Here is a 17,398-nt window from a genome sequence, read left to right as displayed (position 1 = left end):
CGAAGCCTCAGCGGCCCGCCCGGCCGTAGTGCCGGGCCACCGCGTGGAAGGCCTCCTTCGGCTCCCAGTGCCAGTCCGAACTCGGGTCGTCGGGGCGGTCCTTGACGGGCTTGACGATGGCGTACGAGGCCATGTCCAGGTCGTAGAGCGGCTTGTCGGGGCGGTGCGGAGAGTCGGCGGTGACGAACTCGAACGTCATCGCCGCGTGCAGGTTCATCGACTCGAAGACGTCGAGGAGATCGGTGAGGTACGCGGCCTGTACGCGCTCGCTGCGCACCACGTTCCCCTTGATCTCCGGCGGCGTCTTGCCGTAGTCGACGATGCTCCAGCCCATCCCGCCCTGTTCCGGGGCGCCGACGAACGTACAGGTGCCGAACTCGGTGATGGCGAGCGGCTTGCCCCAGCGCAGGAACTTCCTCAACTCACGTACGTAGTCGGCTCGTTGCGGGAAGTACGAGTAGTAGTCGATCCCCACGACGTCGAAGAGGTTCCAGTCGACGTTCTCGAAGGTCGGGTCCTGCATGGCGGCGTAACTGAGCCTGCCGCGGAACACGGAACGCCCGACCGCCGCCGCCTTCGCGGTGAACGCGGCCAGCCGCTTCTGCAGCTTCGCCAGATCGAAGTTGCCCTTCTGCAGGTTGTCGATCCGCTCGAAGACGTCGGCCCCCGGCACGATCCCCGGCACGAACAGCCAGAACTCGCAGCCCACGGCGAGGGTGACCCGGGCGCCCTGCTTCCGCAGCCGTTCGCCGTGCCGGCCCGTCTCCGCCAGGTGTTCCAGAATCTCCCGCTCCGGCACGTCACCCAGCGTCGGCTGGAGCCAGACGTGCAGCCCGCGCCCAGCGACCTCGCTCGCCGTGGCGTTCAGCCGCTCGACCCCGTCCCCGGTGACCTCGACGGTGTCGGCGTGCAGGTCGTCCGCGATCGCCCGGACGTCGCCGCGCATCCTCCGCGCGCTCCACACCGTCCCCGGGGTCTCCCCGGCCCCGACGGTGTAGACGACGCCTCGGTGCGTGAGCCCGCGCGAGCTGCCGCCGGCCGCGGCTCGCGGCGACGGAGAGGGCGACCGGGACGGGGGCGTCGATGCCGAGGCGCCGGCGGCAGGCAGCACCGCCGCCGCTCCGACCCCCATGACCGCCGCTGCCGCCATGAACCGCGCCCTGCTGATCCCTGTGCTCTCGGCCTTGCCGTACCCCGTGTTCTCCATGCCGCCAGTCTGTTGAGCCGGGGCATTTCCGGCTGTCGGCCGATGGTCTACGGCGCCCATACCAAGGGATGAGCGTCCGCAGACGGAAGTGGCCGGGAGCTGTGCGCCGACCATGAATTCCTGAGCGTTCACCATGTCATTAACGAAATTGTTGACACTTTTCTCGCGGCCGAATTACGTTCGCAAGCACAAGATCCGTGGACGTGACCTCCGTGGACGTGGCAGTGGACGTGGGAGAGACATCGTGAAGCACAGGGCAGTGAAGCGCAGGAGTGTCGTCTTGGGGATCGGCGCGACCGCGGGCGTCGCGGCGGCCGGCGGCTTCGCCCTGAGTGCGCAGGCGTCCGGGGAGTCCGAGTCCGGAACGAAGGCGTCGGGCGCGTCGGGTGCACTCGCCTTCGACAAGGACGCCTACACGGAACTGACGACGACGATCACGGACGCCGCCGGTGACGAGCACGAGGTGAAGTACCACTTCTACAAGGCCATCACGTACGTCACGAAGCCGGTCGACGAGAAGTACCAGAGCCTGAACGTCAGCGTTCCGGTCGAGATAGACGGCAAGGCGGTGGACGCCACCGGCGCCCCGATCCTCCTCGCCAACTCCGTGGGCGGTTACATGCCGTCGTCCGTCGCGGAGGCCACCGGCGTGGGCGGCGGCGAGATGACCGGCGGCCCCGGCGGCGGCACGACGGGCGGCGCGAGCGCCAGTGCCACACCCAGTACGTCCGCCTCCGCGTCCGCGTCCACCGGCACCGGCTCGGGCTCGGGCTCGGGCTCGGGCGGCGTGCAGTCCGGCGGCAACGCGATGGTGGACGCCCAGGGCGAGATGGTCAACCTCGGCAAGCTGGCCCTGGTGACGGGGTACGTCGTCGTGGAGCCGGGCGCCCGCGGCCGCACCCTCGTCGACTCGGACGGCACGTACTACGGCACCGCCCCGGCCGCCATCGTCGACTTGAAGGCCGCGGTCAGGTACGTACGCGCCAACAAGGGCCGCATCCCCGGCAACACCGACCGGATCGTCTCCTCCGGGACCAGCGCGGGCGGCGCCCTGTCCGCCCTGCTCGGCGCGTCCGGCGACAGCCCGCTCTACGACAAGTACCTCAAGGAGCTGGGCGCGGCCGACGCGAGCGACGCCATCTTCGCCAGCGGCGACTGGTGCCCGATCACGGACCTGGAACACGCCGACATGGCGTACGAGTGGAACTGGGGCGCCAACAAGCTGAGTTCGGGCTCGCTGGTCGACCGGACCGTGTCCAGGGAACTGAGCACCGCGTTCGCCGACTACCAGGCGTCCCTCAAGCTGAGGGCGAAGGGCTTCGGTACCGTCACGGCCCGCAACCTCGACGAGTACCTGGTGAAGACGTATCTGGAGCCGTCGGCCACCAAGTACCTCGCCGCCCTGTCCGACTCCGACCGGGCGACCTACCTGGCCGCGAACACCTTCATCACCTGGTCCGGCGGCCGGGCGGCCTTCTCCTGGGCCGACTTCCTCACCCACGTGGGCGCCCGGAAGAAGGACACCCCGGCGTTCGATGCCTTCGACCTCTCCTCGGGCGAGAACAACCTGTTCGGTACGGGGAGCACCAAGGCCCGCCACTTCACGCTCTACAGCCTGCGCCACGAGGGCAGCGCCAGCGCGCGGCTCGACAGTGACCTGCCCGCGAAGATCGACCTGATGAACCCAATGCACTTCATCGAGAAGCGCAACCCGGCCCGGTCGAAGCACTGGTGGATCCGGGTCGGCACCAAGGACAGCGACACCTCGCTGACCGTCGTCGGCAACCTCGCCCTGAGCCTGGAGAACCTGGGCGACGACGTCGACGCCTTCATGTACTGGGACGGCGCGCACGGCTCCAACGAGGACCCGGCCGACTTCATGGCCTGGATAGCCAAGGTGACGGGCTATAAGCAGCGCTCGGCGAAGTAGCGCCCCCGTCCCCCCGCCCCACCCTCAGAGCTGCGGGGCCCGTTCCCGTCATGAACCGGGCCCCGCTCCCTCCTCGAACCGACGTACGTACGTCCGCTGCCACGGCGTCTCCACGGCGTGGCGGTCGTAGTTACGTCGTACGAACTCCACGGCCTCCTCGGGCGGTACGCCGTCCAGGACCGCGAGGCAGGCCAGTGCCGTGCCGGTCCGTCCGCGACCGCCCCCGCAGGCGATCTCGACGCGCTCGCCGGAGTCCGCGGCCCGCCCCCAGGTCGCCGTGAGGATCTTCCGCGCGTCCGCCCGGTCCCGGGGCAGCCAGAAGTCCGGCCACTTCAACCACCGTGTGTCCCAAGGGACTTCGGGCGGCCGCCTGCCGAGGAGATAGAGGCCGTACGTCGGCGGGACCGCCGAGGGGCCGAGTCCGTGCCGCAGCCCCCGGCCCCGCACCAGCCGCCCGGACGGCAGCTGCAGGACACCGGCCGTCCCCTCGTCCCAGCCCTCGCTCATCCGACCCCCCGTGACTCCTGCGCGGCCCTGGCCTCGATACCGCGGAAATGGTCCGCCATCGCCTTCTGCGCCCCCTCCACGTCTCCCGCTCTCAGGGCGATGACGATGTCACGATGGCGGCGGACGGTCACCTCTGGCGTCGGATCGTCCGTCCAGCCCCGCACACCCGCGACCCGGCGGAACACGGTCCAGAAGGCGCCCAACAGCTGCGGCACCAGGGCGTTTCCGAGTGACGCGTACAGCAACTCGTGGAATTCCCGGTCGAGTTCGGGGAACGGACGGCCCGCCCCGCCCGCCTCCTCCATCCGTTCCACCACGGCCTCCAGCCGCGCCAGCTCCGCGTCCGAGAGCCTGCCCGCGACCCGCCGGACGAGCCCCTCCTCCAGGACCTCCCTGACCTGGAGTATCTCGGCCAACGCGCCTGTGTCGTCGCCCTGTTGGGCCAGGGTGCGGAAGGTCAGCCCGTCCACGAGCGGGGTCAGTGACGCCTCGCCCACGTAGGTGCCGTAGCCGTGTCTGATCTCCACGATGTCGAGGGCCTGGAGTGCCTTGAGGGCCTCGCGGACGGAGTTGCGGCTGACGCCGAGGGACTCCATCAGTTCGGCCTCGGTGGGCAGGGGCGCGCCGGCCCGGAGTCTGCGGTCGAGGATCAGCTGCATGACCTCGTGCTGGATCTGGCTGCTCACTCGCGGCTCACGGACCGAGCGCCGGGGGAACGAGTTCCTGGGGTTCCGGGGGCCCTCTTGGCTCGGGCTGTCGTTCCTGGAGTCGTCGGATACGCGCCGCTCAGACATGCGCCGCATCGTACGCGCGCAAGACATCCCACGTCCCACCTCCCGACAGGATCGGCTGTCAATCGGGGATTGACCGTCCGTCAACTCCGCGCGTTTCACGGCGCCATTGGTTGCACCTCTGGAAGAAACGGCATTCGTGCGCGCTCCCTTGACCACCCCCACGCGCCCTTTTATGGTCACGCTGCACCTATGACGTAGGACGTCGTATCTCCCACCCCTTGCTGGAGGAACCGTGCGCGACGCGACCCACGCACCGGCGCTCCACCGCCGGTCGTTCCTGAAGTACTCCGGCGCGCTGGGCGCCGCCGCCGCGATCAGCTCTACGCTCTCCGCCTGCTCGTCGGGACCGGAGTCCACGAACGAGACGGGAGGCGGCGGCGAGGGCGCCGACCGGACGCTCACCGCGGTCATCGGCTACGGCAACGACCAGAGCTGGGACCCGCTGATGACGGCCTCGGCCTTCGCGATGGCCGGCAACCACCACATCTACGAGGGGCTGCTGGACACCGACCCGATCAGCCGCGAGCCGTACGCGGCGCTCGCGACGGCGATTCCGGCGGATCTCCAGGCGACGACGTGGAAGTTCACGCTGCGCGAGGGCGCGAAGTGGCACGACGGGCAGCCCGTCACCGCCGACGACGTGGTCTTCACCTATGAGCGCGTACTGGACCCGAAGACGACGACCCTCGCCAAGAACTTCTTCGCGTCCTGGCTGAAGGAGGTGAAGAAGGTCGACGAGAAGTCGGTGGAACTCGTTCTCAAGTTCCCCTTCCCCGACGGGGCCCAGCGGCTCACCCTCGCCAAGATCATGCCGAAGCACGTCTTCTCGAAGGCGGGCGCGCTGGACCAGGCCACGACCGGAAAGGCGGTCGGCTCCGGCCCGTACCGGCAGGCCGCCCACCACCCGAAGTCCAACACCACCTTCGAGGCGTTCGCGGACTACAACGGCCCGCGCAAGGCCGCGTTCAAGAAGATGAACTGGCTGACGATCGTGGACGCCGCGCCGCGCGTCGCGAAGATCTCGGGTTCGAGCGCGGGCGCACAGATCTCCGACAACATTCCGTACGCCAATATCTCCCAGCTCGAAAAGGGCGGCCTGAAGGTCGAGGGCGGGGCGGGGATGAACCACATCTTCCTCCTCTTCAACACCGCCCACAAACCCTTCGACGACGTACGGGTACGGCAGGCGCTGCACTGCGCCATCGACAAGGAGAAGATGATCCAGGCCGCGCTGCGCGGTCATGGAAAGGCCGCGTCGTCGTATCTCAACGAGGGAAATCCGACGTACCGGAAGGCGAAGACCGTTTACGACTACGACCCGGACAAGGCCAAGGCACTCCTGAAGGAGGCCGGCGTCAGCGGGCTCACGGTCACGCTGATGGCGGTCAACGTGAGCTGGATCGTGGACTGCCTGCCGACCATCAAGGCCTCCTGGGACGCGATCGGCGTCAAGACGACCCTCGAACCGCAGGAAACCGCCGCGCTGTTCACGAAGCTCGACCAGAAGAAGGATTTCCAGGTCGTGGCGGCCGCGTCGAATCCGAACCAGTTCGGGCTCGATGCGGATCTGATCATGCATTACAACTACGGGCCCGGGAACACCTGGATGCGGTATGCGCGCTGGGAGAACAACTCCGTGGCGAAGGATCTGTTCAAACGGATGGATCAGGCTACGCAGGAGCCGGACGTCGAGAAGAAGAAGTCGATGACTCAGGAGTACATCGACATTGTGGCGGAGAACGCTGTGATTTATCCGGTCGTTCACAATGAGCTGATCACTGCGTGGGACTCGAAGGACCTTTCGGGTATTCGGCCTCAGCCGTATCCGGGGATAAACGTACTCCAGGCGAAGTGGGTGTAGGGGTCGTTCGGAGGCTGCGGGCCGGTTGTGGCTGGTCGCGCAGTTCCCCGCGCCCCTGAATAGAACAGCCGCACTTGAGAGGTAAGGAGAGGACGCACCCGTGATCGCGATCGTCAGAATTGTTGGGCGGCGGATCGTGCTGCTCGTGCCGTTGATGCTCGGGATCATTTTGTTCGTGTTCGTTGTGATGCGGTTCTCGGACAGTGATCCGGCGTCCGCGTACTTCCAGGGCGCGAACCCGACCGAGCAGCAGCTGCACGATTTCAGGGAGCGCAACGGGCTGCTGGATCCGTTCCCGGTGCGGTACTTCGACTTCGTCGGGGACCTGATCCGGGGTGACATGGGAGTCAGCGCGCTGACGCGGGCGCCGGTCGTCGACCAGGTCACCACCGCGCTGCCGCTCACCATGCAGCTGACCTTCCTGGGCCTCGGCATCGCGGTCGTGCTCTCGCTGATCGGCGGGGTCACGGCGGCGATCTACCGGGACCGGTTCCCGGACCAGCTGATCCGGGTCGTCTCGCTGACCGGTGTCGCGGCGCCCGGATTCTGGCTGGCGCTGCTGATGATCCAGTACCTCGCGGTGGACCTGGGCTGGTTCCCGACCAGCGGATACGTCAATCCCGCGGACTCGTTCACCGGGTGGCTGAAGACGATGACGCTGCCCGCGCTGGCGCTGTCGCTGCCGGTCGCCGCGCAGCTCACCCGGATCGTCCGCACAGCGGTGGTGGAGGAGCTGGACAAGGACTACGTACGGACGGCGATCGGCAGCGGGCTGCCGCCGGTGGTCGTGGTCGGGCGGAACGTGCTGCGCAACGCCCTGATGAACCCGCTGACCGTTCTGGGTCTGCGGGTCGGCTATCTGCTCGGCGGTGCGGTCGTCATCGAGACGATCTTCAATCTGCCGGGGATGGGAAAGCTCATGATCGACGCCGTGAAGAACGGTGATCCGGCCGTCGTGCAGGGCGGTGTGCTCACGATCGCCTTCGGGTTCGTGGTCGTGAACCTCGTCATCGACATCCTCTATCTGCTGGTCAACCCGCGCCTGAGGAGTGCCGAAGCATGATGCTGATGTACCGGAAGCGGCTGGCGGAGAAGCTCTCCCTGCCCGGCATCCGCCTCAGGAGCTTCAAGCGCCTCCCCCTGATCTCACGGATCGCGGTCGTGGTCATCGGGATCGTCGTCCTCACGGCCCTGCTCGCCCCGCTGATCGCCCCGCACGACCCGCTCGACCAGGTGCCCCTGGTCGACAACGGCCACGGCGAGGGCGCCCCGTCGGGCGAGCACTGGATGGGGCAGGACAGTCTGGGCCGCGACATCCTCAGCAGGCTGATGTACGGGGCCCGTTGGTCCCTGGCGATCGGGCTCGGCGCGACCGGGCTCGCGCTCGTCGTGGGAGCACTGATCGGCGCGATCGCGGCGACCTCGCGCAAGGCGGTCGACGAGACGCTGATGCGCTGCCTCGACATCGTGATGGCCTTCCCGGGCATCGCGCTCGCGGCCGTCTTCGTCGCGGTGTTCGGCGGCAGCATCCCGATCCTCATCGGCGCGATCGCGTTCCTCTACATGCCGCCGATGGCACGGGTCGTACGGGCCAACGTGATGGACCAGTACGGCGAGGACTATGTGACGGCCGAGCGGGTGATAGGAGCGCGTACCCCGCACATCGTGTGGCGGCACGTGGCCATCAACTGTGCCGCTCCGGTCCTCGTGTTCTGCACCGTGCAGGTCGCCGAGGCGATCGTCTTCGAGGCGTCGCTGTCCTTCATCGGCGCGGGTGTGCGGCCGCCGGACCCGTCCTGGGGCAGTGTCATCGCGGACGGCAAGAACATGGTGCTGACCGGCGGCTGGTGGGCGACCGTCTTCCCGGGTCTGCTGATGCTGTTCACCGTGCTCTCGCTGAACATCCTCTCCGAGGGCGTCTCGGACGCGTGGGCCGCGCCGGTCGCGCGGGATGTCGAGGCGCGCGAGGAGGAGGACCGGATCGAGGCGCCCGAGCCCGGCAGCGGCAAGGTCCTCGAACTGCCGGGACTGACGGAGGCGGCCCAGCGGCTGCGCACCCGGGCACGCCCTCTCCCCGAGGGCCGGCCGGTGCTGAGCGTGGAGAACCTGGCCATCGGATTCGATGCCCGCCACGGGGGTGTGGACATCGTCGACGGCATCAGTTTCGACGTACAGCCCGGTGAAGTCCTGGGTCTGGTGGGCGAGTCGGGCTGCGGCAAGTCGCTGACCGCGCTCGCCGTGATGGGCCTGGAGCCGAAGGGCGCCCGGGTGCGCGGCCATGTGCGGTTCAACCAGCGGCAGTTGGTGGGCGAGCCGATGAGCGTACGCCGCAGACTGCTGGGCCACGAGATGGCGATGATCTACCAGGACGCCCTCTCCTCCCTGAACCCGGCGATGACAATCCGCGCCCAGCTCAAGCAGGTTGTGAGGAGAGGAGGCACCCGCACGGGCGCCGAACTCCTCGGACTGGTCGGCCTGGACCCGGAACGCACCCTGCGCAGCTACCCGCACGAACTGTCCGGCGGCCAGCGCCAGCGCGTACTCATCGCCATGGCCCTCTCCCGCGACCCCAAGCTGATCGTCGCCGACGAACCGACGACCGCCCTCGACGTCACCGTGCAGGCGCAGATCATAGAGCTGCTGCTGCGGCTGCGCGCCGAACTGGACTTCGCGCTGATCCTCGTCTCGCACGACCTGGCCCTCATCGCGGACGTCACCGACCGGGTGGTCGTGATGTACGGCGGCCAGATCGTGGAGTCGGGCGTGACGGCGGACCTCGTCGAGTTCCCCTCCCACCACTACACCCGCGGCCTCCTCGGCAGCGTCCTGTCCCTTGAGTCGGCGGCCGAGCGGATGACGCAGATCAAGGGCGTCGTACCGTCGCCCGCCGACTTCCCGGCGGGCTGCCGGTTCGCCGACCGCTGCCCGATGGTGACGGACGTGTGCCGTACGACGGCTCCGACGCTGGCGGGCCCGCCCCGCCGCCACGAGGTCGCCTGCCACCACCCGGCGATCGACCTGCCCATGCCCACGGCCTCGACCGGGCCGGCCGGATCGACGGGACTGACCGAATCAACCGAGCCGAGCGGACCGACCGGATCAGGTCCTGCCGAGGCGACGGAAGCGAGGCCGTGAGATGACCCGACGTGCCGATGGCCATGAAGTGAGCCGCCCCGAGAGCCCGCTCGTGGTGGTGTCCGACGCGCACGTCGTCCACAAGGCGCGCACCGGCGGCCTGTTCGCACGCGACCGGGTGTACGCCCTCACCGGCGCCGACCTCACCATCGCGCCCGGCGAGACGGTGGGCGTCGTCGGGGAGTCCGGCTGCGGTAAGTCGACGCTCGCCAAGGTCCTGGTGGGCGTGCAGAAACCGACGTCCGGCACGGTGTCCTTCCGGGGCAGCGACCTGTGGACGATGCCCCCGGCCGAACGGCGGGTCACGGTGGGCGCGGGCACAGGCATGATCTTCCAGGACCCGTCGACTGCCCTGAACCGCCGGCTGACGGTACGGCAGATCCTGCGCGACCCCCTCGACGTGCACAGGCGGGGAACGGCCCAGCAACGGGAGGACCGTGTAAGGGAGTTGATGTCCCTGGTGGGCCTGCCCAAGGCGCTGGCGGACGGACTCCCCGGACAGCTGTCGGGCGGCCAGCGCCAACGGGTCGCCATCGCAAGGGCGTTGGCCCTGGATCCCGACCTGGTGGTGGCGGACGAGCCGACGAGCGCGCTGGACGTGTCGGTCCGCGCCCAGATCCTCAACCTCCTCCTCGACCTGAAGGAACGGCTGGGCCTGGCCCTGGTCTTCGTCTCCCACGACATCCAGACCGTACGGAGGATGAGCGACCGGGTCATCACGATGTACCTCGGCCGGATCGTCGAGGAGTCCCCGGCCGACGAGGTGACGGACCGGTCCCGTCACCCGTACACCCGCGCCCTCTTCTCGGCGACCCCCGGACTCCTGGACCCGATCGATCCGATCCCGCTGGTGGGCCCCGTACCGTCGGCGACCCGCCCGCCCAGCGGCTGCCCCTTCCGCACCCGCTGCTGGAAGGCGGACCCGGTCTGTGCCGGGTCGATGCCGGACTTCGCGGCCGCGTCGAGTCCGGGGCACCGGTTCCGGTGCCACCATCCTGTGGAGGACGGCCAGTCGACCCGCGACCTGGTCGCACAGGCCGTCACCACCGTTCCGGAGGCCACCGCCATGGCCGAGATGCCCAGGGAGCCCTAATGCCCATGCCCGCCCCGCTGACCGGTGTCGTACCGCCCGTCTGCACGCCCCTGACACCGGACCGCGAGGTGGACGTCCCGTCGCTGCTGAGGCTGGTGGACCACTTGGTGGGGGGCGGGGTGGACGCCCTGTTCGTCCTGGGTTCCTCGTCGGAGGCGGCCTACTTGACGGACCGTCACCGTCGGCTGGTCGTCGAGTCGGTGGTGGGCCATGTGTCCGGCCAGCTCCCCGTACTCGCCGGGGCCATCGACATGACGACCCCGCGCGTCCTGGACCACGTCCGGTACGTCACGGAGGCGGGCGCGGACGCGGTGGTGGCGACGGCCCCCTTCTACACCCGCACGCACCCGGCGGAGGTGGCCCGCCACTACCGTCTGATCGCCGCCCACTCCCCGGTACCGGTCTTCGCGTACGACCTCCCGGTCGCCGTCCACTCCAAGCTGGGCGCCGAGTCGGTGCTGGAGCTGGCGGCGGAGGGGGTGCTGGCCGGGCTCAAGGACTCCAGCGGGGACGAGGGGGGCTTCCGGGCCGTCGTGACCGGGGCCCGCGCCCATCCCGGAATCTCCGGGTTCTCCGTCCTCACCGGATCGGAACTCGTCGTGGACAGCGCGCTGGCGATGGGGGCGGACGGGGCGGTGCCGGGGCTCGCCAACGTCGACCCGCACGGGTACGTCCGCCTGTACCGCCTGTGCCGCGAAGGCGACTGGGAGCGGGCTCGGGCCGAGCAGGAGCGGTTGTGTTCGTTGTTCGGGATGGTGCGGGTGGGGGATGGGGGGCGGATGGGGGGCAGCTCTTCCGCCCTGGGCGCCTTCAAGGCCGCCCTGCACCTACGCGGCATCATCGCCTGCCCCGCCACCGCCGAGCCCCAGATCCCCCTGTCCCCGGAGGAGACGGAGGGGGTAGGGAAGTTCTTGGCGGGGGCGGGTTTGCTGTAGAGCGTTCTTCGCCCCCGCAGCTCGCCCACCGGCACCCGCCGGAACTCGATCGACTCGTACATTCCCGTGACCCCCGTCTCGTAGAGGACCCCGACCTTGTCGGACCCCAGCTGCACGAGGTCGGAGTACGCGGCCGGCAGCGTGGACAGGGTCTTCGCCTTGGTGAAGGAGTGCCCGGCGTCCGAGCTGCGCCACACCGCCATGGACTGCCGAACCGTCGGCACGGACGGCCCGGAGAAGAGCAACGGAGCCACCCGCCCGCCCCCGGCCAACTGCAGCACACTTCCCTGAACCACCGGCACGTCATTGAGCGTCGGCTGAACCAGATAGGGCCGGTCCAGCGTCACACCCCCGTCACTGGAGTAGCCGTCGAGCCGGTTCCCCACACTGCTCCCGTGCTGATCCCGAGCGCTGAAGTACAGCCGCCCGTCGGGCAGTTGGGCCACGGCGTTCTCGTTCGCGTTGTCGACCCCGTCGTACGAGTCGTCCACGAACCCGACCCGCCACGTCACCCCACCGTCGTCGCTGTAGATCGCGTGCGCCCCGTAGTACTTGGCCTCCTGCCCGGTGTCGGCGGAGCCGGCCGCGGGCGCGGCCGAGTGGTTGGAGGGCACGACGAGCCGCCCGGCGTGCGGCCCCCGGGTCAGAGCGATCGCGTGCCCGGGCCCGGTGGCGTACCACCGCCACCCCGGCAGCTTCACCGCCCCGGTGATGTCCCGGGGCGCGCTGAAGCGACGCCCGTCGTCCCGGCTCGTCTGCACGAAGACCCGCCGGCTCTGCTCGGCCGTGACCTCCCCGCGCATGATCTGCGCCTCGGTCACAGCACCGCTGTTGTAGGACGTGAGGAGGACGACCTTCCCGGTACGGGGGTCGACGACGGGCGCCGGATTGCCTCGCGTGTCCCCCTTCCCGGCGGCGACGACGGACAGCGGCCCCCAGGTGCAGCCGCCGTCGAAGGACCGTCTGAGGACGACGTCGATGTTCCCGGTGTCCCCGGCACCGTCGCGTCTGCCCTCGGCGAAGGCGAGCACCGCGCCGGTGCGGGTCGTGACGGTGGCGGGGATGCGGTAGGTGTCGTACCCGTTCTGCCCGGCCGCGTACGGAACGGAGGAGACACACCCCCGCGACGGCCGTTCGGCGGCGAACGCGGTACCGGTGGACGCCAGTCCGGAGGCGAGTCCGGCGGTGAGCCCCGCGACACCGGCGAGGGCGATCGGACGAAGACGACGACGTGTGGAAACCACGGATTCTCCCGAAGACGCATAGGGACAGAGACAGCGACGGAGACAGAGACAGAGGCTGAGGCTGCGGTTGAAGCTGAGGCGGACTCCCAGACATGGGACGTGGGATGTCCCCGAGAAACTAGTGCGCACCGAGGGACAGAGCAATGCCCGTGCAACCACGGGGAGTTGAGGGACCGTACAACAGGTCCCCGGAACGCGGCCTGAACCCGACCCGAACGCGGCCCGAAGCTCAGACGGTCCCGGGTATCACAAGCCCAGACTCGTACGCCACGATCACCAGCTGTGCCCGGTCCCGCGCCCCCAACTTGCCCATGATCCGGCTGACATGGGTCTTCGCGGTCAGCGGGCTGAGTCCCAACGCGTCGGCGATCTCCGTGTTGTTGAGGCCGCGCGCGACCAGTGAGAGCACCTGCCGTTCCCGCTCGGACAGCCCGCTGGGTCCGCCCACGGCGGACGTCGTCGCGGTGTCCGGCGCGCGCAGAAAGCGGGCGATGAGCCGCGAGGTGGGACCGGGCGAGAGGAGGGACTCCCCCGCGGCCACCGTCCGGATGGCGTCGAGGAGTTCGGCCGGCTTGATGTCCTTCACCAGGAAGCCGGACGCCCCGGCCCGCAGTGCCTCGACGATGTGCTCGTCGGTGTCGTACGTCGTCAGGACGAGCACCTTCACCCCCGCGAGATCCTCGTCGGCGGCGATGAGCCGGGTCGCCTCGATCCCGTCCAGGTCGGGCATGCGGATGTCCATCACGATGAGATCGGCCCGCGCCGACCGGGCCAGCGTCACGGCCTCCCGCCCGGTCCCGGCCTCGGCGACGACCTCCATGTCCCCGGCCGACGAGACGAGCATCGCGAAGGAGGCACGTACGAGGTTCTGGTCGTCGGCGAGCAGTACGCGGATCGTCATCGAGCCTTGTCCTCCCGGGGCAGCGGCAGTGTGGCGGTCACCTCGAAGCCCTTGGCGGGCCCCGGTCCGGCGTCCAGTGTGCCGCCCACGCTACGGGCCCGCTCCCGCATCCCGACAAGCCCGAACCCCGGCGTGCCGTCGGAGGAGCCCGTCCCGCCGCCCGCGTCCGCGCTCCCGCCCGTCCCGTCGTCCGTGACGCTGACCCGCAGCGCGCCGTCCGCGGTCCACAGGCCCACCCGCACGGTAAGGTCCTCGCGGCCACCGTGACGTACGGCGTTGGTGAGCGCCTCCTGCACGATCCGGTACGCGGCGGCGCCCACGGAGGGCGGTATGCCGTCCGCGCGGACGGAGAGTTCGACCTTAGCCCCGGCCACCCGGCCGGACTCGGCGAGACCGGCCAGTCCGTCGATCCCGGGCAGCGGCCCCCGCATGTCCCCGGCCCCGTTAACGGAACCGGAGCCGGGGCCGGGGACCGCTCCCGGGTCTCCGCCCACTCCCACGACCGCGTCGTGCGCCCGCAGCACCTCCAGCGTCGTACGCAGCTCCCCCCGGGCGGTCCGGCAGGTCCCCGCGATGTCGTCCAGGGCCTGGGCGACGGCCTTGCGGTCGAGGCGATCGGGGTCGGCGGTGAGGACGTGGGCCGCCACGGACGTCTGCACACCGATGAGCGTGATGCTGTGGGCGAGCAGGTCGTGCAGGTCCCGGGCGATCCGCAGCCGTTCCTCGGCGACCCGGCGCCTTGCCTCCTCCTCACGGGTGCGTTCGGCGCGCTCGGCCCGGTCGACGATGGAGGCGACGTACCGGCGGTAGTAGCGGACGTCGATACCGATGAACAGGATCGCGATGATCCAGCCGGAGATCCGCAGGAACTCCAGCGCCCCCTTCGGGTTGGTGAGGCCGTTGATGATCATCGTCGGGCCGAGGACGGCGACACCGGTGAGCAGCGTGCGGCGTACGGTGCCGGTCGCCGCGACCGTGTAGAGCGCCAGGAGGGTCGCTGGGATGGGCAGGGCGTGGTTGTTGTCGAGGCCGTGGTACGGAGCCACGCAGACCGCCACCCCGAGCAGGGCGAGCACGGGACTGCGGCGCCGCCATACGAGGGGTACGTGCCCGGCGAGCAGCAGCGTCCAGCCGAGCGGGCCGGGCCAGGTCTCCTCGCCGCCCATCAGGGCGATGACGACGGCGAGCACGGCGACCCCCGCCGCGAGGACCATGTCGTTACGGGTGCGGTGCGGCGCGGTCATCGGTTCGCGGTTGATGGCGGACATGATGCGCTCGACGCGACGGGACCGCCCGCCTCCGCCGGCCGCCGTCTCCGCCGCCGCCGACCGGTCGCGTACCCCTGTGGTCGTTCCCCGTTCTTCCACGGCTCCATCTTCCGGTACTCGTGCGGGAACCCGGGCGCCCCTCCCGAAGGAGAGGCGCCCGGGCGAGCCCGCCGGATCAAGGTGATCGGTCGGCCTGCTCGATCAGCGTGTTCGATCGGCGTACTCGATCGGCGTGCTCAGGGTGCACCGACGGTTTCCGGCTGCCGTGGCGGCTCGGTCGGTCCGCCCGGTCCGCTCGACCCGGCCGGTTCGGCCGGCTTCGGCTCCCGTGAGAGCACGCCCGGCCACCACACCTTCCGGCCCAGGGCGACACTCGCGCTGGTCACCAGGTACGTCCGTACGAGGAAGGTGTCGAGCAGGACGCCGACGGCGATCACGAAGCCGAGCTGGACCAGCTGCACCAGGCCCATGTTCGTCAGCACGGCGAAGGTCGCGGCGAGGACGAGTCCGGCGGAGGCGATGACGCCGCCGGTGGTGCGCAGCGCGGTGAGCGCGGCGGTGGCCGGTTCCGCTCCCGCCAGGGACTCCTCCCTCATCCGGTGCATGAGGAAGATGCCGTAGTCGACGCCGAGGGCCACGAGGAACACGAAGGACAGCAGGCCGAGCCCCGGATCGGTGCCCTCGAAGCCGAGGAGCGGTCCGAAGACCAGCCCGCCGATCCCGAGGGAGGCGCCCCACACCGCGACGACCGCGACCACCAGGAGCAACGGTGCGACCAGACTCCGCAGCAGCCCGATCAGGATGAGCATCACGGAGACGAGGACGAGCGGCACGACGATCTTCGTGTCCCGCGCATTGGTGTCCTCCAGGTCGATCTGCTGGGCGCTGGCCCCGCCGACGTAGGAGCCCTTCAGCTCGTCCCGCAGGGACTTGATGGTGGCGGTCTCCCCCGCCGACTGGGGTGCGCTCTTGGCGAAGACGGAGATCTCGGTCCAGCCGTCTCCCGTACGCCCCTTCTCCGCGCTGTCGACTCCCGGCGCGCCGCGGACGGCCGCGAGGGTCTCGTCGGCGCGGCCCTGCGGGGTGACCACGTCGATGGGCTGACTGCCGCTCTCTGGATAGGACTTGGCGAGGGTCTCCATCGCGACGACAGCCTCCGGCTTGTCGACGAAGGAGTCCTCCTGCTTCACCGGTCCCGGCAGGTTGAGCGAGCCCAGGGCGAGGGCGCCGAGCAGTACGGCACCGCTGGCGAGCACGGTCAGCGGCCTGCGCCCGGCCGAGCTGCCCATCGCCGAGAACAGGCTCCGCCGCTGCTTGGGCACGCTCCCGAAGGCGGGCACGAGCGGCCAGAACACCCGCCGTCCGACCAGTACGAGGATGGCGGGGAGCAGGGTCAGCATCGCGATCAGCGCGCACAGCACGCCGACCGTGCCGAGCGGGCCCATGCCCCGGCTGCTGTTGAGGTCGGCGGCGAGCAGGCACAGCAGTCCGGCGGCGACGGTGCCGGAGGAGGCGAGCACGGCGGGCCCGCAGCCGCGGAGGGCGGCGACCATGGCCTCGTACGGTCGCTCGATGCGCCGCAGTTCCTCCCGGTAGCGCGAGACGAGCAGCAGCGCGTAGTCCGTGCCCGCCCCGAACACGAGGATCGTCATCACGCCCGAGCTCTGCCCCGAGACGGTCGTGCCGAAGGCCTGGTTGAGGCCGTAGGCGACACCCATCGACATGAAGTCGGCGATCCCGGCGACGACGAGGGGCACGAGCCACAGCACGGGGCTGCGGTAGATCAGGATCAGCAGGATCGCGACGACGGCGACGGTGGTGTAGAGCAGCGGTCCGCCGAGCGAGTTGTAGACCTCGGCGGCGTCGGTGGCCAGCGCGCCGGTGCCGCCCACCTCGACGCTCAACCCGCCTTCGCCCTGGGCGACTTCACGGACGTCGTTGACGAGCTTGTCCCGCAGCTCCTCGTTCGTCCCGGGCTCGTTGCTGGCGACCGGGTACATCAGGGTCGTGCCGTCCTTGGACGGAATCCCCTTCGGAGCACCGCCGATCAGCTCGTGCTCCCTGCTGATCTCCGCGACCTGCCCGGCGGCGGTCTCCCGGTCGGCGGCGCTGAGCCCGCCGTCCCGGTGGTAGACGAGCACCATCTCGGTGGTCTCGCCCCCGGGCAACTTCTCCTGGATCTTCGCCACTTGCGTCGAGTCGGCGCTCGCCGGCAGGTAGTCGGTGACCCGGTCGTGCTGCACGTCGGCGAGCTTCGCCGCGAACGGTCCGACGAGCGCGATCACGGCAATCCACAGCCCGAGCACCGCCCATGGAACGGCTCGCCTGCGTCCCGTCCTCGTCGTGGTTGTCTGTCCGGCCCCCATTGACCGATCTCCCTCCGGGTGACGTCTGCTTCGGTCCCCAGACTTCCGGCGAAGACCACGGCTTTCGTCGGGCGGGAGGGCGAGGTACGGCGTACTGCCGGGGGCGACGGCGGGGGCGTACTACTCCCCGGGGAGTAGTCGACGACGGGCCGCCCCG

The 17,398-nt window shown here is 69.9% G+C and carries 12 protein-coding genes and 1 pseudogene; 6 read left to right on the top strand and 7 right to left on the bottom strand.

Annotated features, from left to right (window positions below; all coding sequences use genetic code 11):
* Positions 1-7: 7 nt before the first annotated feature.
* Entirely contained in the window at positions 8-1,207 is a 1,200-nt protein-coding gene (locus ACFWXQ_RS44335; RefSeq protein WP_383944696.1) for an abortive phage infection protein, read from the bottom strand.
* Between the two features lie 133 nt (positions 1,208-1,340).
* Here ACFWXQ_RS44335 and ACFWXQ_RS44330 point away from each other — a divergent pair, with 133 nt between their 5' ends.
* On the top strand, positions 1,341-3,137 hold the full coding sequence (locus ACFWXQ_RS44330; RefSeq protein ID WP_383944693.1) for a subtype B tannase: 1,797 nt from the start codon (positions 1,341-1,343) through the stop codon (positions 3,135-3,137).
* 48 nt (positions 3,138-3,185) lie between these two features.
* On the opposite strand, the gene ACFWXQ_RS44325 is transcribed toward ACFWXQ_RS44330, so the two are convergent.
* Positions 3,186-3,644 carry a protein phosphatase gene (locus ACFWXQ_RS44325; protein WP_383944690.1) on the bottom strand — a complete coding sequence of 153 codons (459 nt, stop codon included), beginning with the start codon at positions 3,642-3,644 and terminating at the stop codon, positions 3,186-3,188.
* Entirely contained in the window at positions 3,641-4,330 is a 690-nt protein-coding gene (locus ACFWXQ_RS44320) for a FadR/GntR family transcriptional regulator (RefSeq protein ID WP_383944688.1), read from the bottom strand. The genes ACFWXQ_RS44325 and ACFWXQ_RS44320 overlap by 4 nt, the downstream gene beginning before the upstream one ends.
* A gap of 340 nt (positions 4,331-4,670) precedes the next feature.
* On the opposite strand from ACFWXQ_RS44320, the gene ACFWXQ_RS44315 reads away from it, so the two are divergent.
* The 5 genes from ACFWXQ_RS44315 (at position 4,671) to ACFWXQ_RS44295 (ending at position 11,462) form a co-directional block, all read left to right on the top strand.
* The gene (locus ACFWXQ_RS44315) at positions 4,671-6,299 is read left to right on the top strand and encodes an ABC transporter substrate-binding protein (RefSeq protein WP_383944686.1); all 1,629 of its coding nucleotides are present in this window, start codon (positions 4,671-4,673) and stop codon (positions 6,297-6,299) included.
* Between the two features lie 100 nt (positions 6,300-6,399).
* On the top strand, positions 6,400-7,362 hold the full coding sequence (locus ACFWXQ_RS44310) for an ABC transporter permease (RefSeq protein ID WP_383944683.1): 963 nt from the start codon (positions 6,400-6,402) through the stop codon (positions 7,360-7,362).
* Positions 7,362-9,434 carry a dipeptide/oligopeptide/nickel ABC transporter permease/ATP-binding protein gene (locus ACFWXQ_RS44305; protein ID WP_383944735.1) on the top strand — a complete coding sequence of 691 codons (2,073 nt, stop codon included), beginning with the start codon at positions 7,362-7,364 and terminating at the stop codon, positions 9,432-9,434. The genes ACFWXQ_RS44310 and ACFWXQ_RS44305 overlap by 1 nt, the downstream gene beginning before the upstream one ends.
* Position 9,435: 1 nt before the next feature.
* Entirely contained in the window at positions 9,436-10,527 is a 1,092-nt protein-coding gene (locus ACFWXQ_RS44300) for an oligopeptide/dipeptide ABC transporter ATP-binding protein (protein ID WP_383944682.1), read from the top strand.
* Entirely contained in the window at positions 10,527-11,462 is a 936-nt protein-coding gene (locus ACFWXQ_RS44295) for a dihydrodipicolinate synthase family protein (protein ID WP_383944679.1), read from the top strand. Before ACFWXQ_RS44300 ends, ACFWXQ_RS44295 begins: the two co-directional genes overlap by 1 nt.
* A gap of 17 nt (positions 11,463-11,479) precedes the next feature.
* Here ACFWXQ_RS44295 and ACFWXQ_RS44290 read toward each other — a convergent pair.
* The 4 genes and pseudogenes from ACFWXQ_RS44290 to ACFWXQ_RS44275 all read right to left on the bottom strand — a co-directional run.
* Positions 11,480-12,628 (bottom strand): annotated as a pseudogene (locus tag ACFWXQ_RS44290) (exo-alpha-sialidase); the annotation flags it as partial.
* A gap of 307 nt (positions 12,629-12,935) precedes the next feature.
* Positions 12,936-13,607 (bottom strand): response regulator, encoded by a 672-nt coding sequence (locus ACFWXQ_RS44285; RefSeq protein ID WP_383944676.1) that lies wholly within the window; start codon positions 13,605-13,607, stop codon positions 12,936-12,938.
* Complete coding sequence (locus tag ACFWXQ_RS44280; protein ID WP_383944673.1) at positions 13,604-14,974, bottom strand: sensor histidine kinase; 1,371 nt, start codon at positions 14,972-14,974, stop codon at positions 13,604-13,606. The genes ACFWXQ_RS44285 and ACFWXQ_RS44280 overlap by 4 nt, the downstream gene beginning before the upstream one ends.
* A gap of 137 nt (positions 14,975-15,111) precedes the next feature.
* Positions 15,112-17,241 (bottom strand): MMPL family transporter, encoded by a 2,130-nt coding sequence (locus ACFWXQ_RS44275; RefSeq protein ID WP_383944670.1) that lies wholly within the window; start codon positions 17,239-17,241, stop codon positions 15,112-15,114.
* Between the last annotated feature and the right edge of the window lie 157 nt (positions 17,242-17,398).

It is taken from the genome of Streptomyces sp. NPDC058697, assembly GCF_042715345.1.
GTDB lineage: Bacteria > Actinomycetota > Actinomycetes > Streptomycetales > Streptomycetaceae > Streptomyces > Streptomyces liliifuscus.
Note: the sequence above shows the minus strand (reverse complement) of the source record. Positions and strands in the feature narration are given on the sequence as shown.